Origin of the sequence: Antrihabitans stalactiti (assembly GCF_012932915.1) — a bacterium.
Classification (GTDB): Bacteria; Actinomycetota; Actinomycetes; order Mycobacteriales; family Mycobacteriaceae; genus Antrihabitans; species Antrihabitans stalactiti.
In genome coordinates this window covers 105,467-123,582 of the sequence record NZ_VCQU01000011.1, presented here as the reverse complement: position 1 = coordinate 123,582, position 18,116 = coordinate 105,467, and the positions used below count along the sequence as shown (strand labels likewise).

The 18,116-nt window shown below is 63.7% G+C and carries 19 protein-coding genes, 3 tRNA genes and 1 riboswitch; of the genes, 12 read left to right on the top strand and 10 right to left on the bottom strand.

The genetic code is table 11. From position 1 onward, the window contains the following. Positions 1-2 precede the first annotated feature (2 nt). Both FGL95_RS26405 and FGL95_RS26400 read right to left on the bottom strand, forming a co-directional pair. Positions 3-989, bottom strand: a complete 987-nt coding sequence (locus FGL95_RS26405; protein ID WP_169593003.1) for an NAD(P)H-quinone oxidoreductase — start codon at positions 987-989, stop codon at positions 3-5. 85 nt (positions 990-1,074) lie between these two features. Further along, the gene (locus tag FGL95_RS26400; protein ID WP_169593002.1) at positions 1,075-1,623 is read right to left on the bottom strand and encodes a hypothetical protein; all 549 of its coding nucleotides are present in this window, start codon (positions 1,621-1,623) and stop codon (positions 1,075-1,077) included. Between the two features lie 297 nt (positions 1,624-1,920). Here FGL95_RS26400 and FGL95_RS26395 point away from each other — a divergent pair, with 297 nt between their 5' ends. The 3 genes from FGL95_RS26395 to FGL95_RS26385 all read left to right on the top strand — a co-directional run bounded on the left by FGL95_RS26395 (position 1,921) and on the right by FGL95_RS26385 (position 3,366). Next, positions 1,921-2,355, top strand: a complete 435-nt coding sequence (locus tag FGL95_RS26395) for a MarR family winged helix-turn-helix transcriptional regulator (protein ID WP_169593151.1) — start codon at positions 1,921-1,923, stop codon at positions 2,353-2,355. Between the two features lie 10 nt (positions 2,356-2,365). After that, a tRNA-Ser gene (locus tag FGL95_RS26390) sits at positions 2,366-2,453 on the top strand. A gap of 34 nt (positions 2,454-2,487) precedes the next feature. Beyond that, a complete protein-coding gene (locus tag FGL95_RS26385; RefSeq protein ID WP_169593001.1) occupies positions 2,488-3,366 on the top strand; it encodes an alpha/beta fold hydrolase in 879 nt (292 codons plus the stop codon). 8 nt (positions 3,367-3,374) lie between these two features. Here FGL95_RS26385 and FGL95_RS26380 read toward each other — a convergent pair whose 3' ends face one another. Further along, positions 3,375-4,208 (bottom strand): class I SAM-dependent methyltransferase, encoded by an 834-nt coding sequence (locus FGL95_RS26380; protein ID WP_169593000.1) that lies wholly within the window; start codon positions 4,206-4,208, stop codon positions 3,375-3,377. A gap of 672 nt (positions 4,209-4,880) precedes the next feature. On the opposite strand from FGL95_RS26380, the gene FGL95_RS26375 reads away from it, so the two are divergent. Further along, positions 4,881-5,624: a dienelactone hydrolase family protein gene (locus tag FGL95_RS26375; RefSeq protein WP_169592998.1), complete on the top strand. Its 744-nt coding sequence runs from the start codon at positions 4,881-4,883 to the stop codon at positions 5,622-5,624. A gap of 186 nt (positions 5,625-5,810) precedes the next feature. Continuing rightward, positions 5,811-6,761 (top strand): alpha/beta hydrolase, encoded by a 951-nt coding sequence (locus tag FGL95_RS26370; RefSeq protein ID WP_169592995.1) that lies wholly within the window; start codon positions 5,811-5,813, stop codon positions 6,759-6,761. On the opposite strand, the gene FGL95_RS26365 is transcribed toward FGL95_RS26370, so the two are convergent. Then, entirely contained in the window at positions 6,762-7,307 is a 546-nt protein-coding gene (locus FGL95_RS26365) for a hypothetical protein (protein WP_169592993.1), read from the bottom strand. It lies immediately after the preceding gene. Positions 7,308-7,445: 138 nt separating this feature from the next. Between FGL95_RS26365 and FGL95_RS26360 the strand changes: the two genes are divergently transcribed. Further along, positions 7,446-8,417, top strand: coding sequence for an alpha/beta hydrolase (locus FGL95_RS26360; RefSeq protein WP_169593149.1), 972 nt, complete (start codon positions 7,446-7,448; stop codon positions 8,415-8,417). Here FGL95_RS26360 and FGL95_RS26355 read toward each other — a convergent pair. Both FGL95_RS26355 and hisC read right to left on the bottom strand, forming a co-directional pair. Beyond that, positions 8,414-10,066 (bottom strand): 5'-nucleotidase C-terminal domain-containing protein, encoded by a 1,653-nt coding sequence (locus FGL95_RS26355; protein WP_169592990.1) that lies wholly within the window; start codon positions 10,064-10,066, stop codon positions 8,414-8,416. The two genes, FGL95_RS26360 and FGL95_RS26355, sit on opposite strands and share 4 nt — an antisense overlap. 68 nt (positions 10,067-10,134) lie before the next feature. Then, on the bottom strand, positions 10,135-11,205 hold the full coding sequence (gene hisC, locus FGL95_RS26350; RefSeq protein WP_169592987.1) for a histidinol-phosphate transaminase: 1,071 nt from the start codon (positions 11,203-11,205) through the stop codon (positions 10,135-10,137). 52 nt (positions 11,206-11,257) lie between these two features. Between hisC and FGL95_RS26345 the strand changes: the two genes are divergently transcribed. The 6 genes from FGL95_RS26345 to FGL95_RS26320 all read left to right on the top strand — a co-directional run bounded on the left by FGL95_RS26345 (position 11,258) and on the right by FGL95_RS26320 (position 13,976). Next, on the top strand, positions 11,258-11,941 hold the full coding sequence (locus FGL95_RS26345) for a dienelactone hydrolase family protein (RefSeq protein ID WP_169592985.1): 684 nt from the start codon (positions 11,258-11,260) through the stop codon (positions 11,939-11,941). Positions 11,942-12,014: 73 nt separating this feature from the next. Then, positions 12,015-12,106 (top strand) — tRNA-Ser (locus tag FGL95_RS26340). A 24-nt stretch (positions 12,107-12,130) separates the two neighbouring features. Continuing rightward, a tRNA-Arg gene (locus FGL95_RS26335) sits at positions 12,131-12,203 on the top strand. Positions 12,204-12,307: 104 nt separating this feature from the next. Continuing rightward, a riboswitch (guanidine-III (ykkC-III) riboswitch) is annotated at positions 12,308-12,369 on the top strand. 11 nt (positions 12,370-12,380) lie between these two features. Continuing rightward, positions 12,381-12,695: a DMT family transporter gene (locus tag FGL95_RS26330; RefSeq protein ID WP_169592983.1), complete on the top strand. Its 315-nt coding sequence runs from the start codon at positions 12,381-12,383 to the stop codon at positions 12,693-12,695. A 76-nt stretch (positions 12,696-12,771) separates the two neighbouring features. Then, on the top strand, positions 12,772-13,392 hold the full coding sequence (locus tag FGL95_RS26325; RefSeq protein WP_169592981.1) for a ClpP family protease: 621 nt from the start codon (positions 12,772-12,774) through the stop codon (positions 13,390-13,392). Continuing rightward, a complete protein-coding gene (locus FGL95_RS26320; protein ID WP_169592979.1) occupies positions 13,389-13,976 on the top strand; it encodes a ClpP family protease in 588 nt (195 codons plus the stop codon). The genes FGL95_RS26325 and FGL95_RS26320 overlap by 4 nt, the downstream gene beginning before the upstream one ends. A gap of 6 nt (positions 13,977-13,982) precedes the next feature. Here FGL95_RS26320 and FGL95_RS26315 read toward each other — a convergent pair whose 3' ends face one another. The 4 genes from FGL95_RS26315 to FGL95_RS32070 all read right to left on the bottom strand — a co-directional run bounded on the left by FGL95_RS26315 (position 13,983) and on the right by FGL95_RS32070 (position 18,095). Beyond that, the gene (locus tag FGL95_RS26315; RefSeq protein WP_169592977.1) at positions 13,983-14,324 is read right to left on the bottom strand and encodes a helix-turn-helix domain-containing protein; all 342 of its coding nucleotides are present in this window, start codon (positions 14,322-14,324) and stop codon (positions 13,983-13,985) included. A 127-nt stretch (positions 14,325-14,451) separates the two neighbouring features. Then, the gene (locus FGL95_RS26310) at positions 14,452-14,775 is read right to left on the bottom strand and encodes a hypothetical protein (protein ID WP_169592975.1); all 324 of its coding nucleotides are present in this window, start codon (positions 14,773-14,775) and stop codon (positions 14,452-14,454) included. Between the two features lie 111 nt (positions 14,776-14,886). After that, entirely contained in the window at positions 14,887-15,774 is an 888-nt protein-coding gene (locus tag FGL95_RS26305; protein WP_206072363.1) for a short-chain dehydrogenase/reductase, read from the bottom strand. A gap of 11 nt (positions 15,775-15,785) precedes the next feature. After that, positions 15,786-18,095 carry a diiron oxygenase gene (locus FGL95_RS32070; RefSeq protein ID WP_206072325.1) on the bottom strand — a complete coding sequence of 770 codons (2,310 nt, stop codon included), beginning with the start codon at positions 18,093-18,095 and terminating at the stop codon, positions 15,786-15,788. Positions 18,096-18,116 lie beyond the last annotated feature (21 nt).

Here is an 18,116-nt window from a genome sequence, read left to right as displayed (position 1 = left end):
CCTCACCTGATCCGCAGCACGACCTTGCCGACGGTGTCGGACGAATCGAGCAGCTCGTGCGCTGCTGCCGCCTCGGTGATCGGCAGCTCGGCATGCACAACCGGACTCACGGTGCCGTCGGAGACGAGTGGCCACAGGTGTTCGGTCACATCGGCGACGATCTCTGCCTTGCTCGAACGGCCGGTTGCCGGCCTTCCGCGCAGGCTGGTCGCCTTCACGCTGGCTCGCTTCATCAGCAACTTCCCCAGTTGCAGTTCGGCGGCCGCGCCACCTTGCATTCCGATGATGACGAGCTGCCCGTCGGGGGCGAGCGCGTCGACGTTGCGGTCGAGGTATTTGGCGCCAATGTTGTCGAGGATGATGTCGGCGCCGTGGTGTCCATCGGCTTTGACTGCCTCGACGAAGTCCCCGGAGTGGTAGTCGACGAGGATGGTGGCGCCGAGCTCTTTGCAGCGATCGAGCTTGTACTGCGAACCCGCGGTGACCGCGACTGTCGCGCCGCGAGCAACACCGACCTGGATCGCGTGCGTGCCGATGCCGCTGCCACCACCGTGGATGAGCAGCAGCTGCCCGGAATGCAGACCCGCAGACATGACGACGTTGGACCACACCGTGCACGCCACTTCGGGGAGCGCGGCCGCCGCGTAGAGGTCCAGGCCCGCGGGAATCGGCAGGAGTTGCGTCGCAGCGACCACTACCTGCTCCGCGTAGCCGCCGCCGGCCAGCAGCGCGCAAACTCGGTCGCCAACTTTCCAGCCGGTCACTCCGTCGCCGAGTTCGGCGATGATTCCCGAGCACTCGAGCCCGAGGATGTCGCTCGCTCCCGGCGGTGGAGGGTAGAAGCCTTGGCGCTGCAACAGGTCCGCGCGGTTGACGCCGGCCGCGACCACGTCGATCAGCACCTCACCGTGGCCGGGTGTGATGTCCGGACATTCCGACCACGTCATGACATCGGGTCCGCCGAAACCGTTCAAGGTGATCGCGCGCATAGCCACGACGCTAGCCCGACCCGGAAACGAAAACGTCCCAGGGTGCCCGTTGAGAGGCGCCCTGGGACGTGATCGGAGCTGGGGGTTACTTGACCGGCAGGCCGGGAACCTTGATCGGCAGCTTCTGGCCGGATTCCTGTGCGGCGAGTGCACCGAAGTAGGTCAGCGCCGCAGTGGTGATCAGTGCGACGAAGACGCCGAACGACGGTCCGAACGTGACGCCCGAACCCTCGTAGGCGCCGCCGTAGGTCGCGGTGTCGATGATCGCGAGGATGGTAACCACGAACGCAGCCAATCCGCCGTAGACGTACAGCAAGCCCAACTTCGCCTGGGCGGGGATGACTTTGAACACCGACAGTGCGTAGACCACACCGACGGCGAGTGCGAGAAGCGGAACGAGAATCCAGAACCGATTCCAGCCGCTCGCCGAGTCCGAGCTCTCGATGCCGAGAATCGACACCGACACGTGCCACCATGGGAGCAGGCTCGCGATGAAGGTGAGAATCGCCGAACCGAGCAGGCCCCAGCCCGTGATGGTGAGGTTCGACAGCGGTGAAGATCCGGGGTTGTTGTTGCCACCCTGCGGGGGGTAGTAGCCGCCTGGATCGTTCGGTCCGACTGGAGGTTGCGACATTGATTCGTACCTTTCTCGGGTATTCGACACGCTCGCAGACGCGGCGTCAGTCGGGATTCGGTGACATTCGTCCGTGCCAGACTAGGCAATTCGGCGGTGATCGTCGTTGTCAATGCCCGCCAGCGCCTGGGACCGGATAGTTGCGCCCGTTACGATCCACGGCCAGGGGCGACTCGTCAAGAGTTTCTTGGGGGCAAGATGTCAGCACGATGTTTGCTGGCTGAATAGGATAGGTCGGTGGACCCAGAACCGTTCGCTGCTCCGCAGTCTGAAACACACTGGCTGTCAGCCGACGAGATGCGGTCCTGGCGCGCCTACATCGCGGGCAATCAGCGCCTGATGGACCAGATGAACAAGGACCTGCAGGCCAAGCACGATATGACGCTTGCCGAATACCGCATTCTGATCATGCTCAGCGAGGCCCCAGGCAACTCGTTGCGCATGAGCGACCTTGCTGATGGTGTGCTGTCGTCGCGAAGCCGCCTGACTCATCAGATCAGGCGTATGGAAGAGCAAGGAATGGTCCGTCGAAGCACCTGCGAAGACGATGGTCGCGGCGTGCTCGCCCATCTGACCGACGAAGGACGTCGACGCCACGAGGAAGCCGCACCGACCCACGTCGACGGTGTTCGACGCAACTTCATCGATCTCCTCACCCCCGAGCAGCTCAGCATCGTCGGGGCAGTCTTCGCCAAGGTGGACGAAGTGATCGCCGAACGGGCGTCCGGGTAGTATCTGCGACGGAAGCGTGGCAGAGCGGCCGAATGCACTCGCCTTGAAAGCGAGCGTCGTGAGAACGACCGGGGGTTCAAATCCCTCCGCTTCCGCCAACAATCTCGCGTCGGGTGGATGAAGATGTTGCCCATGAAATCCACGCGCGCCCGGACCGCCGACGTTGCCGGTGAGTCGACCGTCGGATACTACGAATACGGCGATTCAGCGGGCATCCCGGTCATCGCGTTTCACGGTGTGCCGGCCTCCGGGGCAGGGTTTGCCTGGGCAGAGGAGCCGGCAGCGGCTCGTGGCATTCGAGTGATCGCCCCGGATCGTCCTGGCGTCGGCCTTTCCACCCGACGACCGACCGGCTGGACGGTGGCCGACTACGCAGCCTCGGTCCGGCAGTTCACCGATGCGTTGGGGATCGACAAATTCGGCGTCTGGGGCTATTCCGGTGGCGGTCCGTACGCGTTGGCCTGTGCGGCAACGTTTCCGGCGCAGACCGCTGGGGTCGTCGTAGCGGCGGGAATGGGTCAGATCGGTGAGTGGGCCTCGGCGGACGATTTCGAGAAGACCGATCGCCAGATGCTCGACCTCGCCCTGCGCAGGCCGTGGCTGGCCCGTCGAATCATGGCGGCCACGGCATTCGCTGCGAAGGTCTCGCCGAGAGTTGCGGTGCGGTCGTTCGAAGGTGAGCTGACGAGTTCCGATCGCGAGGTGCTGGAGTCGTTCGACACTCCCGCCGCGGCGATGGAGATGTTCACGTCGGCGTTCGTGAGCGGTCCGCACGGTGTGATCGACGACTATGCGGCGATTGCCCGTCCGTGGGGTTGCGATGTCGCAGCCATATCGGTTCGCGTCGACGTTATGCATGGATCCGAGGACACGATGGTTCCCCTCGCACAGGCGGAGGCATTGACGGCTCTGCTGCCTGACGCCCGACTGACCGTGTGGCCTGGCGAAGGGCACCTGGCGACCATCAGCCATGTCGGCGAAATACTCGATCGATTCGTCGCTTCGGACTGACTAGACCCCTACCTACGCACGACCGCCGTGCCGACCAGGGTTCCCATGTCGAGGGTATGAACACCGCGTTCGGCCAGTAGCTCGAGAAACTCCTGGCGAATGCGGGCGATCGTCGCCTCGTCCAGCCGTGCGAGCGGTGCGCGAAGTCCACTGCCGAGCACCAGGTCCCAGGTGAAATCGTCCGTGGCGGGAAGCAAATTCGACAGCTCGTTCACGACGACCGACTCGGTACCGAGATCGCCCAACCACGAGGCGAACTTGTCGGCAGTATCGATGCGGCCGTTGGCTTCTCGCGGACTTTCCATCGGTCCCGGTGGGGGCGGTGCCGGCACGTACTTGCTCAAGACCTCGAAATACGGACCAGCAAAGCCTTCGAGGGAGTGTTCGCGCCATACCGTGAAGCCGATCCGCCCGCCGTCGCGGACCAATCGGGTCAAGCGTGCCGCGGCGGAATCCATGTGCGGGAGGAAGAACACGCCATAGGAGCTCGATACGACGTCGTAGCCGGCAGCAGGAACAGAACTCGGCGGTTCCCATGTGGTCGCGTCGGCGGTGACGAAGTCGATGTTCTGCAATGCCCAATCGGAGACGATCAGCCGGCCTTCTTCGAGGAGATCGTCGGCGACGTCGATCGCATGGACCAGCCCCTCAGGACCAACCGCGGTCGCCGCCGGGATTGCGGACGCGCCTGTCCCGCAACAGACGTCGAGGACGGCCTCGCCAGGCCGGAGCTGCAACTGGAACGCGAGCGCGGTGCCTGCGGGCCCCCACACTCGTGGTGTCACCTTGGTGAAAGCGGTGGTGGTCGCGTTGAAAACGTCCGCGTAGTCGGAAGTCGCCATAGCCGCGACCGTACAACCGAGGTCGTCAAAGCCGAATGGCCGCCCATGGTGGGCGGCCATTCGGAAGATCGCAGATCAGCTCGTGAAGATGTTGCTGCTGCCCCAGGAGGAGTTGTAAGGCCCGAGAATGGCGCCGAGAACATTGTGAGCGATGAACTGCAGTACGTCAGGCATGCGGTAACCATTCCTAGGTGTCGATCGTGAGGGGGATTGCGACGTCGACTTTGACGAGCGGTCAAGACCGTACCGTGACCAAACCGTGATTCGCTAGAGTCCGGATCGTTAAATCTTGGCTACGGCAGTGCAACGCCTGAGACAGAGCAAAAGCGCCCGATCGGGGAATCGGGCGCTTCTGTCGAGAGTCAGGCTAGGAGAGTCCGGTGTACGTGCTGGCCAACACGAGCATCTTCACAGACCCAGTCTTCAACGGCTCTTTCATCGATTTGCGAACACTCTTTACTGCTCAATCGAGCGCTCGTATTTTCAACTGGCCGCAGTACGTATTCAGTCCCCCGGGGGTCACCGTTTCCGGAACGATGGCCGGGGCTATTTCGAATGTGTGAGTTTGTCTGCAGTACTTTCTCACCGCACTCTGGCTAGTCCCATAACTTTACTGCTACCGAAGGCGTCGAGCAACGGTCGATTTCGACCGAGCTGGTGTACCGTCCGGCCATGATCTTGGCTCCCGAAGCCCACGTCGACGTCGACACACCCACCGGTCCGATGCGGACCTACATTCTTTATCCTGCCGCGCCTGGGAAGTATCCGGGCGTCGTGTTCTATTCGGAGATCTTCCAGGTCACGGGCCCGATCCGACGAATGGCCGCCTACCTCGCCGGGCACGGCTACGTGGTGGCTGTGCCGGAGATCTTCCATGAGCTGGAAGGCGAACCAGGCGTCGTTCTCGAATACGACCAAGCCGGTGCCGACCGTGGAAATGCGCACAAATTCACCAAGACCCTCGCCTCCTACGACGGCGATGCGCGCGCCGCCTTGGACCTCCTTGCGAGCCACGAATCCTGCTCCGGTGCGCTCGGCGCGATGGGTATCTGCATCGGTGGCCATTTGGCCTGGCGGACGGCGTTTCAGCCCGACGTCAAAGCGACAGCGTGCTTCTACGCCACCGACATTCATTCGCACACTCTCGGCGAGGGTCGCAACGACGACACAATTACGCGATTCGCCGACATCCAGGGGGAGTTGCTCGCGATCTGGGGTCGCCAGGATCCGCACATTCCGCGTGAGGGACGCGAGCAGATCCACACCGCGCTAGAGGACGCCGGTGCCACGTTCACGTGGCACGAGGTGAACGGTCAACATGCGTTTCTGCGTGACGAAGGTGCGCGCTACGACGCCGAGTTGGCGACCCAATGCCTCGGTCTGGCGTTGGACCTGTTCCACCGCGTTTTGCGCTGACCCAACCCTCGTGAGTCTTTTAGGAGTCCCTGGACTCCTAAAAGACTCACGAGTGATTCTGTTAGCGGACCGGTTCGCCTGCCATTCGACCCGACGACAGATCGTTGTCGTAGTGGACGAATTCCGTAATCTCCGAATCTGCCTTGTGCGCTAGTTTGAACCGATTCGGCAAGCCAAGGGGGCGTCATGCGGCGGGGGATTATCGGGGCGGTCGTCATGGCGCTCGCGTTGCTGGGGCTCGGCGCAAGACCGGCCGCTGCGGAGGGCGCATCGGTCGTCAACGTGGCCAATTTGTCGCCGACTCGCACTGCGGTCTTCATTTTCTCGCCAGCCATGGGCCGCGTCGTCCAGGTGCAGATCCTGCATCCGGCAGGCGGCGGAGCCCGCCCGAGCTTCTACCTCCTCGACGGTTTGCTGCCAGGCGTGGACCAGAGCACCTGGACCACCGCAACCGACTCCGAACGGTTTTTCCTCGGCAAGAACGTGAACGTCGTGCTGCCGGTCGGCGGTATCGCCAGCTATTACACCGATTGGCAGAACGTCGACGCGCGCTTCGGCAACTACAAGTGGGAAACGTTCCTGACGAGAGAGTTGCCGCCGATCATCGACGGTCAGTTCGGTGGCAACGGCTCCAATGCAATTGGCGGACTGTCGATGGGCGGCAACAGCGCCTACATCCTCGCGGCGCGCAACCCGTATCTGTACCGCGCAGTTGCCGGCTACAGCGCGTGCCCGGATACCGCCATGTCGCTTCCTGCGATGCTCTTCTCGATCGCGCGGCACGGTGCCGACCCTGGGAACATGTGGGGCGCCATCGGCGGACCAGGTTGGGGTGCGCACGATCCCGCGCAGATGATCGAGCGGTTGCGAGGCAAGGCCCTGTACCTGTCGTCGGGTAGCGGAATCCCTGGACCGCACGAGCTGGAACTCAAGCCCCAACTCGCCGAGAACATCTTCACCGGCGGTCCGGTGGAGACGATGGTCTTGGCTTGTGTTGCCAGTTTCGATGCGCGAGCGCGTGGCGCGGGGATCCCGATCCACGTCGCCTATCTGCCGGTCGGCACCCACTCGTGGGGCTATTGGCAGGACGCGCTGCACGACTCGTGGCCGATGGTGGCCGGGGCAATCGGGGCCTAGCTAGTCCGTCCGCGCAGCTGTCCTTGTCTCGTCGTCGGCGGCGCTGCTTCTTGCCTTCGCCAGGCTTTGCTCACCGGTTCGCGAGGCACTGGTCTGCTTGGTGGACGACTTTGCTGTCGGCGGCTTAGGAGTCGACGGTTTCGAGGGCGACGGCTTCGATGTGGACGCCTTCGGGGATGCCGCAGGCTGGCTCGGCGGCACGCCGGTCTGAATCTGCACGACGGCCTCGACACCGAATTTGCCGAGCTCCTCTTTCATCATTTTTGCCGCGCGTTCGTAGACAATCTTTGTCACCAGAGCGGGCGCCAGCGAGCTGGCGATTCCTGCTACCCAGTTCTGTGATGCTGCCAACTCGAGGGGGTTGAGAATCTCGATCGTCAAGACCCGGCCCTTTGCGACGGACCGGGCGCCTTGCAGCACCGCAACGGGCGGCGGTGGTTGGGTGATGTGGTCGTCGATGCGCCGTGACCAGCGCCAGGCGACGAATCCCAGAACAATGACGATGACGAGTAGCACCGAACTCACCAAGAGGAGGAGTATCTCCATGCGCTTCTTCCTGCCTCCGCTTCACTGTTGATTCGCGTTCAATTGTGCCTGATGTTGGGTACTGCTCCACCTAACCGAAGTTCGTTCGTGAGTTACCTTGGACGGGCGACCATGCCCGTCGTGTCAGGAAGTGAGGCCATGCGCCGGTTATTCGTCACGGTCGCAGCAGTCGTCCTCGTCCTCTCCACTTGCAGTGTTGGCGCAGCGACGCCGCAACCTTCAGCTGCTGCCAGAGTAGTCGCGACAGCTCAGCTGTCGCCGACGCGAACGGCAGTGTTCATTGACTCACCTTCGATGCAGCGCGTGGTTCAGATACAGATCCTGCACCCGTCGAACAGTGCTCCCAGGCCGACGTTCTACCTGCTCGATGGCGTCGACAGCGCGACCGACGAGAGCAACTGGACCAAGAAAACCGACGCGGAGTCCTTCTTCGCACGCAAAAACGTCAACGTGGTGCTGCCCGTCGGCGGTGTCGGCAGCTATTACACCGACTGGGCGCGGCCGGACCCGGTGCTCGGGGTCAACATGTGGGAAACGTTCCTGACCAGCGAGCTGCCACCGCTTATCGACGGTCAGTTCGGCGGCAACGGGACCAACGCGGTCGGCGGCCTGTCGATGGGGGGTCAGGCGGCGCTGATCTTGGCGACGCGGCATCCTGATCTCTACACGGCGACGGCGGCGTTCAGCACGTGCCCGGATTCGGGGTCGATGACCGGCAAGCAGTTGGTCAGGGTGACGGTGGCCAGTCAGCGCGGCGATGCGACCAACATGTGGGGTCCGGATAACGACCCTGCTTGGCTTGCGCACGACACGTTCACCAATGCCGAGCAACTGCGCGGCAAGACGTTGTACATCTCCGTTGGCAGCGGTGTCCTCGGACCGTACGACTTCCAGAGTGGCTCCGACTTTGCGACGTTGATGTCGCGTGGCGCCCCGCTCGAACTCGGCTCTCTGACCTGTACTCGCGACTTCCAGGAACGGCTCGATTCGCTGGGCATTCCTGCGCAGTTCGTCTACCGGCCGATCGGAACGCATTCGTGGCCGTACTGGCAGGACGACCTGCACGACGCCTGGCCAACCATCGCTGGAGCGCTCCGCACCGCCGGCTAGCGAACACCGACCCGGTCGGTGGCGGGCCGGGCGACGGGCGAGTGCACGCTCAGATAGGTCGTGAGCGCGTCGGTGTCCTCACCGATGTCGACCGCGTCACGACCGTCCTTGAACGCGGTAAACCCGTTCCCGCCACTGGCGAGGAAGCTGCTGATCGCGACTCGGTACACGCCGTCGGCAGCGACGGGAACACCGCCGACAGTGAGATCGGCGACCTTGGACCCGATAGGCGCCCGATCGTCGACGACGTAATGCACGGTTGCCGATGGCGCGAGGACTTCGTGCCGGGGCGACCCGTCGGCGCGAGTCCCGAACTGCTGCTCCAATGCTGCCCTCAGTTGTGCGCCGGTCAACGTGACTACTCGCAGTGGATTCGTGAACGGTTGCACCGCAAATACCGCACCATAAGTGACGGGTCCGGACTGTAGGTCCGCGCGGATGCCGCTGGGGTTGGTCAACGCCAGCTGTGCGCCCGCTGGCGCGGCCTTCGCAAGTTGGGCGTCAGCGATGAGATTGCCCAAGGCGGACTCGCCGCTGGCCACGCGATCGCGACCGATATTCGTGGTCACCGTGCCGACGACGCTGTGAGCGATCGACTCGACCATGGCCTTCGCGCTGTCGACGAGCTCTGCAGTCGCGCGATCCGGCGTGATGTCGCGGGTGACGATCTGATTGAACGAGCTGGTCCGGTCGCGTAGGACGTCCTTGGTCGAGCGATCGACGACGACGTCGATCACCGACACGCCGCGACCGTTCGACGCGCCCTGCATGAACGCGCGTGGATAGCCCGCGGGGTCGGTCACCGTGCAGTTGTGCTGCCGGTTGCCGCCGGCGGTGAACACCGCGTCGACCTTGGGGCTGGCTTGTTCTGCGATGCGACGCGCGGTGCTCGTTGTGAGGTTGCAGGCATCCGGACCGCCCGGCGCCGAATCGTCACCTTTGTGCAGCAAGAGGGCGATCGTCTTGACGCCGAAGAAGTCGAGCATGTCGGCTGTGCGGTCGATCGCACTCAGCTCGTCGCCGAACGCGAGGTCGGAAGTGGTGAGCTGGCTGGCGTCGCGGGGGAGCACGCCGATCACCCCGACCGGAACGTCGTCGACGAAGTTGACGGTGAACGGCAGCGTGGCAGGTGTGCCATTTGCGAGGGTCAGGTTAGCGGCGAGCATCGGAAAGGATGCTCCCGTGAACTCGGGCCGGAAGCGGCACCCGTCGACGGGATGGCAGCCACCGTGCTGGAGGCGAAGCAATTCGTCGTAGCCGCCGACGAGTTCCATGTTGCCGATACCGGATGCCGTGACGCCCATCGAGTTGAGCACGTCGACGACGGGCTCGTCGTGGAACATCGACGACTCCAGACCGGCCGATCCCCAGTTGTCGCCGACCGAGTACAGGAGCGAATTCTTCGATTGGGACCGGAGCTGTTTGACGAACGCCGCGAGATACGCGGCGCCGCCGGCCTCGACCGCAGCTCCGTTGGTCTGCTCGACCACCCCGGACGTGCCCTCCGGCGGCAACAAGCTGCCACGAAAATCGTTGAAGGCAAGCAAACGGACATCGACGGTATCGTCCGGCTGCGCCGTGGCCGGTGCTGGAACGCTGATGCAGCCGCTCAGGGTGCAGAGCACGGCGAATCCGAGGCGTCCGAGCACGCGTGCACCATTTTTCACCGACGTGTGAAGTCTGCCAAGGGGTTCCGTGCCGCGATCGAAGGCTCGAGTTACGTTTTGGTTTCGAGTGCTGTGGCCGCGAACGCCAGGAATTGGTCGTTCTCGTGCCGATCGCCGATGGTCACGCGGACCCCATCAACACCGTACGGACGAACCAGCACGCCCGCTTCTGCGCTGGCGGTCGCGAATCGTACCGAATCAGCTCCGAGCGGAAGCCAGACGAAGTTCGCCTGCGAGGGTGGCACGTCGTAGCCGCTGCCGATCAGCGCGGCACGGACCCTCTCCCGCTCGGTCACGATCCAGTCCGTGCGGCTGAGCAACTCGGCCTGCGCGTGCAGCGACGCGACGCCTGCCGCCTGCGACAGGCGGCTGACGCTGAACGGCACGTGGACCTTGCCGAGCGCCGCAATGACCGTCGGGTCGGCGACGGCGTAGCCCAACCGCACCCCAGCCAGTCCGTACGCCTTCGAGAAGGTGCGCAGAACAACGACATTCGGTCGGGTTCGGCCGATCTCGACGCCGTCGGGGTGATCGTTCTCCGGGAAGCGCAAGTATTCGAAGTAGGCCTCGTCGAGGACGACGATGACGTGGGCAGGCACTGCGTCCAGAAACCGCTCGATCTCGGCTCGTCCAGCCGCGGTCCCGGTCGGATTGTTCGGATTGCAGACGAAGATCAGCCTGGTTCGGTCGGTGACCGCAGCGGCCATCGCGTCGAGGTCGTGCGCGTGCTCGGCCGTCAATCCGACTGTGACCGCGGTGGCGGCGGCAATCTGGGTGACGATCGGATACATCTCGAACGAACGCCATGCGTAGAGCACCTCGTCGTCGGGGCCTGCGCAGGTGATCGACACCAGGTCCTGGCACAACGCCACGCTGCCGCAACCGACGGCGACGTGATCAGCCGACACCCCCAGGCTCTCGGCAATCGTCTCGATCAGCTCGACCGACCGGTTGTCCGGGTATCGATTGGAAAGCTCGATTTCCGCGGTGATCGCCTTGGCCACGCTCGGCAGTGGACCGAACGTCGTTTCGTTGCTCGCCAGTTTGATCGCACCGGGAAAATTGCGGCCCGGAACGTAGGACGGAATCGTCTCCAGATCTGGCCGGGTACGCGGATTCACGGCTTCAAGTATGTCCTTACGCTGCACGTGCATGGCACCTACCCTTGTTGCTATGTCGGTAATCTTCGAAGACTTGGCGGTGCTCCGGGGGTCGGCGGGCGGGGTTCCGGTGACTGCTATCGAGCCGGACGGTCACGCCAGAGGTGGGATCGTGGTGCTCCACGAATCGCGCGAATTCACGTCTTCGCTGCTCGCGCTGTTGCGATCGCTGGCGGCCGAAGGATGGATAGCCGTTGCTCCCCAGCTTTTCCATCGCGAGCCTGCCGACAGTGACGCGGAGGTTTTCGGCGACAACCTCTTCGCTGATTTCGACGGCGCGTTCGACTGGTTGATCGGTCGCGGGGTGTTTGCCGATTGCATCGGCGTTCTCGGTTTCGACGACGCGGGCACTGCTGCGCTGCTGGTCGCGACGAACCGCCCGGTCGGGGCGGCAGTCAGCGTCGCGGCCCGCGGCATCGTCGATCCGATCAACGACGACGCGCCCTCGCTGCTGGACGCGGCGCCCAGGCTGCAAGCACCGTGGCTCGGTCTGTACGGCGCCGACGACCCGGAAATCCCCACCGAACACGTCGAGCTGTTACGCGATGCCGTCGCAAAGGCCGACGTCGCGACGAACGTCGTCAGCTACGACGGAGTGGGCCACCGAGCCGACGAAACTGCCAGTTCGGACGGAGCGGATGCGCTCGTCGACGCACAGACTCGAATCTTCGACTGGTTCGACAGCAACCTGCGCTGACTATGTGTTTTGCGTCCACCCGGCAGGCTGTGTAACCTTGCCCCTCGGCGGTTCGAAAGGATCGGGCCACTCAGGAGGCGTGCCAGAGCGGCCGAATGGGACTCACTGCTAATGAGTTGTCCCTTTTACGAGGGACCGGAGGTTCAAATCCTCTCGCCTCCGCCATATAACTGAATAGCTGGACCCCGAGCGCCCGTAGCTCAACGGATAGAGCATCTGACTACGGATCAGAAGGTTAGGAGTTCGAATCTCTTCGGGCGCACAAGCAATCCGCCCCTCACCGCACCGGTGAGGGGCGGATTTCGTTTCTCGCGGTGAGTCGCCGCACCATTGCTTGCCCGGTGGTTACCCGCGTGACAAATTGGAATGGAGCCCCCAAAGAGGGCCCCGGACGAGCTGCCGTACCCGGACTGCGACAAGACGGCTGTGGAGGCTCGTCATGGCGTGGATTCTGTTGGTGATTTCCGGTGTGCTGGAAGCCGTCTGGGCTACCGCCCTTGGCCGGACCGACGGTTTTACTCGGCTCGCCCCGACGGTGGTGTTCGGTGTCGGTCTGATCGCCAGCATGGCGGGGCTGGCGTTGGCGATGCGCGACCTTCCTATCGGGACCGCCTACGCAGTCTGGGTGGGGATCGGCGCGGTCCTTACCGTCTCCTACGCCATGGCAACGGGCGCTGAGTCGGTCTCGATCGTGAAGGCCGTGTTCCTGGTGATGATCGTCGCCGGCGTGGTCGGGCTGAAACTGGCGCACTAATTGACGCTGCTGGGAGCAGATCTGCTGGCGGCAGCATCGGCGGCGAATAGGGCTGCGCGCCCTGCATTCTCGAGGCATGACCACAGATGAGCAAGTGCCGCGCTTCGACCGCCAACTCCGCGACAAGCTGCTGCGCCAACGGGTGCTCGTGCTCGATGGCGCGCTCGACGACGACAATGGGACCGTTCTGGTCGCGCAGCTGCTCAGCCTCGCGGCCGATGATCCCGACCGCGACATCACCCTCTGGATCCACTCGCCAGGGGGTTCGGTGCCCGCGATGCTGGCAATCCGGGATGTGATGAGGCTGGTGCCGTGCGATGTTTCCACGCTCGCGCTCGGATTGGCGTGCAGTGCAGGTCAATTCCTGCTGTCGGCGGGTTCGCCGGGCAAGCGGTTCGCGCTCCCGCATGCCCGGATCCTCATGCACCAGGGGTCGTCCGGAATTGCCGGATCAGCGGTCGAGGTGGAGGTGCAGGCCGACGACCTGCGGCACACCCGCGACACCGTCCTGCGCCTGATTTCGGAAGACACTGGCCAGGACGTCGACCAGATCTTCGTCGACTCGCTGCACGACCGCTGGTACACGGCCGAACAGGCTCGTGACTATGGCTTCATCGACCACATTGTCGACAGTCTGACGCAGGTCATCCCTGTCAGGAACCATTCATTCGGCCTCGCATCGGTGGATGCGCGATGAGCACTTACACGATCCCCAACGTCATCACTCGCAACGCGAGCGGCGAACGCATTCTGGATGTGTATTCGCACCTGCTGTCCGAACGCATCGTCTACCTGGGCACTGCCATCGATTCGGGCGTGGCCAACGCGCTTATCGCGCAACTACTGCATTTGGAGGCAGACAACCCCGAGCAGGAGATCAGTCTCTACATCAACTCCGAGGGCGGTGACCTGTCCGCGATGCTGGCCGTCTACGACACCATGCGCTTCGTCAAAGCCCCTGTCGCCACAACGTGCATCGGCCAGGCGGTCGCCGCCGGAGCGGTGCTGCTCGCGGCTGGTGCTGCGGGACGCCGCGCTGTGTTGCCGCACAGTCGCGTGGTGTTGCATCAACCGGCAGCGCAGGGCCGAGGCACGATTCCGGACCTGATCCTGCAGGCTGACGAGGTGGTGCGGGTCCGCTCACAGCTGGAGGAGATCTTGTCCGTGCATACCGGTCATACTGCGGCCCAACTTCGGCACGACACCGATCGCGACCGGGTTTTCACCGCCGCCGACGCTGTCGCATACGGACTTGCCGACCGCGTCCTCGACCAGCGGTGAGCAGGATCAAGCGGCCAGCAACACCGGGCCGGACGGGCGCCGTCGTGCGACGGGAAACGCGGATCGGCGCCCGGCCAGGTCGGCCAAGATGCCGCCGAGCAGCGCGTCGAGGCTGACGCCGAGCGCACCGGTTACGGCAGCGATCATCTCGCTCGACGGTTCCTTGCGGCCACGCTCGATTTCGGAGAGGTACTGCGGCGAGATTCCCGCTCGTTCGGCGACATCGATGAGTCGCGACTCTTGCTCTTCGCGCGTAGCGCGCAGACTTCGCCCGAGCGCTTCGCGCCACAGTGGCTCGTTCTCGCGCTCGGGTTCGCGTTCCGGGTGAATGCGGACGACGTCAGCCATGACTCATGGTCGCATCGGTCCGGCGCTGGGTGAAAGCGGTTCTGCTCACGGCGGAACCGCCCCCCAAACCCCTGTGCGCGAGTCTCACCCGCATAGGGGTGAAACTCGCGCACAGTTTCTCAGCTAGTTATCCGTAGGCGATGTCCGCAGACCGAAGGCTGAGCGGAAGGTCGCAGCTGGAGATGGACTGCTGGCCACCGAATTCGACCGGGTTGCCCCAGCGCTCGTAGAACTGGTTGCTGGAGCCGGCCGACCAGTTCCAGCACGTGATGTGCACGCGGTGCCAGCCGTTGGTCCCGCAGGTCGAGTACGCAGTGGTCTGGAAGTTCGAGGTCACCGTACAGAAGAGGGGGACCTCAGCCGACGCCGTTCCGGCACCGATCAGGGACGCCGAACCTATTGCGGCGGCACCGACGGCACCAATGATCGATCGTTTGGCCAACTTGCGCATGAACGAACCTCCGTGTGATGTGAAAATCGTGATGTCCAATACATCCTGACGAATGTCGAATCGTTACGGGCGCTATCGAACAAGATCGCCGCAACGTGTCGCGGTTGGCAGCTACGGGGTGTCGTCGATTGCGACCTGTTCGGCTTGACGCTCGCTCAGCGATCGTCCGAGGCCGCGGATTTCATCTTCGAGTTGTGGGATCAGGTCGTTGCTGATCATCCGCATCAGCGCAACCGCGCGCGGCGACTGCAGGACCGAGCGTGACCAGTAGACCAACTCGACCGAACCGGGGCTGAACACTCGGGCCGAGCGCTTCTCCATTCCTTTGACGATGGCCGACGCGCATTCGGTGACCGACGTCGTCGAATGCAGCGGCCACGGCAGCATCTTGCGGATCTTGACGAAGGTCGGCAGGTCCGTCTCGGCATCGCGGACCATGTCCGTGTCGATCCAACTCGGATGGACCGACCCGACGGTGACGCCGCGGTGAGCGACTTCCATGGCAAATGCCGTGGTCAGCGATTCCGCAGCGGCTTTGCTGGCGGTGTACGCGTGCAGCCCGCCGAGCGGAGTGAACGACGCAACCGAACAGACCGACATGACGTGGCCCTTTGTGTCGGTGACGTAGGGCAACGTTGCATTGAAGGTGTTCCAGACCCCGGTGACGTTGACAGCCATTGCGCGGTCGAAGGTTTCACGTCCGATGGTCGCGACCGTGCCGTACGGCGCGATACCCGCGTTGGCAAGCACGATGTCGATCCGGCCGAAGCGCTCGACGGCTGCCGCCGCGGCCCGCTCGACCGCAGGCAAGTCGGTGACATCGAGTTCGATCGAGTCGGCGTTCTCGGTGGAGATTTCGGCACAGACCTGTGCCATCAGCTCGGGTTCGAGTCCTGCCAGAAACACCTTCGCGCCCTTCGCCCCGACCTGCCGAGCGACCTCGGCGCCGATGCCGCGGGAGCCGCCGGTGATGAAGACAACCTTGTCCTCGAGCTTCACCGTCAGCCTCCTCAGGCGTCGTAGTCGAGGCGCAGTTGCTTGCTCGCGGCTCGGGTTTGGCAGGTGAGCACGTACCCGTCGGCGACTTCGCTGTCGGTCAGTGAGTGGTTCTCCGTCATCGCCGTCGTCTTGCCGTCGCACACCTTCGCCCGGCACATGCCACATACGGCTTCGCGGCAGGACCACGGAATGTCCTGTCCCGTCCGCAGTGCGCCGTCGAGCAGCAATTCACCGCTGCGCAGTTCGATGGTTTCGTCTGCGCCCTCGAAGCTGAATCGCAATTGCGCCTCGGTCGCCGCGTCGGCAGGGAGGTCGACTTCAGCGGGCTTCGACGCCGGCGCCAGACCGATTGTGTTGAACAATTCGAGGTGGATATTGGACTCGGCGATATCTTTGCCGCGCAGCACATCTCGCGCAGCCTCGGTCATCGGGGCAGGTCCGCACAGGAACCAGTGCGCGATGTCCTCGGTATCTGCCAGTGCAGTGAGACGCTCGGCGTCGATGCGTCCGTTGGCGAACCCCAGCCCGCCGTGTCCGCCCTCTTCGAGGACATGCAACACAGTGAATCGATCGCCGTAGCGCTGGTGGAGCTCGGCAATTTCGTCGAAGAACATCACCGAGTCGCGATCTCTGTTGGCGTACAGGAGCGTGAAGCGACTGTTCGGCTCCTCCTCGAGGACGGTCATCAGAATCGACAGGATGGGCGTGATGCCGCTGCCACCGGCGAGACCGACGTAGTGCAGCGCGTTCGCCGCGTCGAGTTCGGTATGGAAGCGCCCCGCAGGCGGGACGACGTCGACCTCGTCGCCCACCTTCAGCGCGTCCACCACGTAGTTGGAGAAGATTCCGTCCGGCACCTTCTTGACGCCGACGCGCAGGGTTTGCGCGGACACGGGCGCGCAGATCGAATAGCTGCGTCGGACCTTCTCGTTGTTCACCATCGCTTCGATGGTCACGTGCTGTCCCTGAACGTAGCGATAGGTCTCGCGGAGTTCCTCGGGTACCTCGAAGGTGACGGCGACGCTGTCGGCGGTCAGCCGGCGAACGTCGGCGACAGTCAGTCGATGCACACTCTTGGACGATTCCGGCTTCTGCCGCGGGCGCTTGGACGGCGCCAGCGGATCGCCAATCAACCCCCACGGGAGAAAATCGGTCGCCCGTCGAAGCGCTTGGACTGGTGCGGAATCGGTAATCGCGCGAACTGGCTGTGTCAGCGTCGACGTCAGGCTGCTTTCCGGTTCTGCTTCCTCGGGTTTGGGCTGCTTACCTGGTCCGGAGCCGATCCCTGCGAGGGTGCCGCGAGCGAGTTTGCGCAGGCCAGGGATGTTGGGCAGTACCGATTGGGCGGCTTTGAGAGCGGCGACCGTTCCCGTATCCACCGTTCGCCCGATGAGCCCGCGCTCCACGTCAGCGTCGGAGATGAGGTGGCTTGCTCGCCACAGTCCCGCAGCCGGACCACCGATCAGGCCGTTCTCGTCGAGGAATTCGACCACCTTCTTGCCCCACTCGGCCCTGGTCTTGTGCGTGTTGGGGTTGTTGCGGGCGGCCTTGTAGGCGCGCTTGCCGTCCAGCCCGACCGCGGCATACACGCCTGGGCTGATCAGCGACTCGACGATTGCGAACGCAACCACGGCGCACAACGTCTGCTGCGCGAGGAGTTCGGCGGGGTCCATGCCCTGTTTCATGATGTCGGCGATCTGCTCGCGCGCGAAGCGAATGTGCCGTGCTTCCTCGGTCACGTGAATCTGGCTGACCCGACGGACCAGCGGTTCGACCGTCTCGTCGATCATCATCTCCCGCTGCGCCTCGTCCAGAATCTCTTCGGCGACAAGGATTCCCGCGTACGAACTGGGGCCCCAGGTCAGCGACTTGAAGACCCGGCCAAGTTCGTTGAACGCCTTCGAATGGCGGTGCGGAGGCATGCCGGTCCGGGCGAGTGCCTTACCGAACATGATCGAGTGGTGGCATTCGTCCGCGATTTCAGTAAGTGCCCAATGCATGTGCGCGGTCCGCGGGTCCATGTCGTAGGTCGACCGCAGGACGAGCTGCATCAAGATCATCTCGAACCAGATACCTGAGCTCGCGATGCTCGCACTCTCGTGCCGGGTGAGTTCGATGCGCTGTTCGGGACTCATCTCGTCCCAGATTTCGGTGCCGTACAAGGTCGACCGATGCAACGGGATGAATGGCGCATCTTTGACAAGTGGAGCGTCCCAATCGATATCGCTCCACGGATCGAAGGACTGCTTGATCGAAGACTTGATCAGCCGGCTGGAGATCTTCTCCGAGGCCTCGAAGCGCTGGTCGACTACACCGGTCATCTTGACTCCTGAACTCCGCGT

Bases quoted from the DNA above. Each gene is read 5' to 3' on its own strand.
- FGL95_RS26330 (WP_169592983.1), top strand. From the start codon at position 12,381: ATGGCGTGGATTCTGTTGGTGATTTCCGGTGTGCTGGAAGCCGTCTGG.
- FGL95_RS26320 (WP_169592979.1), top strand. From the start codon at position 13,389: ATGAGCACTTACACGATCCCCAACGTCATCACTCGCAACGCGAGCGGC.
- FGL95_RS32070 (WP_206072325.1), bottom strand. From the start codon at position 18,095: ATGACCGGTGTAGTCGACCAGCGCTTCGAGGCCTCGGAGAAGATCTCC.
- FGL95_RS26385 (WP_169593001.1), top strand. From the start codon at position 2,488: ATGAAATCCACGCGCGCCCGGACCGCCGACGTTGCCGGTGAGTCGACC.
- FGL95_RS26365 (WP_169592993.1), bottom strand. From the start codon at position 7,307: ATGGAGATACTCCTCCTCTTGGTGAGTTCGGTGCTACTCGTCATCGTC.
- FGL95_RS26360 (WP_169593149.1), top strand. From the start codon at position 7,446: ATGCGCCGGTTATTCGTCACGGTCGCAGCAGTCGTCCTCGTCCTCTCC.
- FGL95_RS26370 (WP_169592995.1), top strand. From the start codon at position 5,811: ATGCGGCGGGGGATTATCGGGGCGGTCGTCATGGCGCTCGCGTTGCTG.
- FGL95_RS26380 (WP_169593000.1), bottom strand. From the start codon at position 4,208: ATGGCGACTTCCGACTACGCGGACGTTTTCAACGCGACCACCACCGCT.
- FGL95_RS26405 (WP_169593003.1), bottom strand. From the start codon at position 989: ATGCGCGCGATCACCTTGAACGGTTTCGGCGGACCCGATGTCATGACG.
- FGL95_RS26345 (WP_169592985.1), top strand. From the start codon at position 11,258: ATGTCGGTAATCTTCGAAGACTTGGCGGTGCTCCGGGGGTCGGCGGGC.
- FGL95_RS26315 (WP_169592977.1), bottom strand. From the start codon at position 14,324: ATGGCTGACGTCGTCCGCATTCACCCGGAACGCGAACCCGAGCGCGAG.
- FGL95_RS26375 (WP_169592998.1), top strand. From the start codon at position 4,881: ATGATCTTGGCTCCCGAAGCCCACGTCGACGTCGACACACCCACCGGT.
- FGL95_RS26400 (WP_169593002.1), bottom strand. From the start codon at position 1,623: ATGTCGCAACCTCCAGTCGGACCGAACGATCCAGGCGGCTACTACCCC.
- FGL95_RS26325 (WP_169592981.1), top strand. From the start codon at position 12,772: ATGACCACAGATGAGCAAGTGCCGCGCTTCGACCGCCAACTCCGCGAC.
- FGL95_RS26395 (WP_169593151.1), top strand. From the start codon at position 1,921: ATGCGGTCCTGGCGCGCCTACATCGCGGGCAATCAGCGCCTGATGGAC.
- FGL95_RS26310 (WP_169592975.1), bottom strand. From the start codon at position 14,775: ATGCGCAAGTTGGCCAAACGATCGATCATTGGTGCCGTCGGTGCCGCC.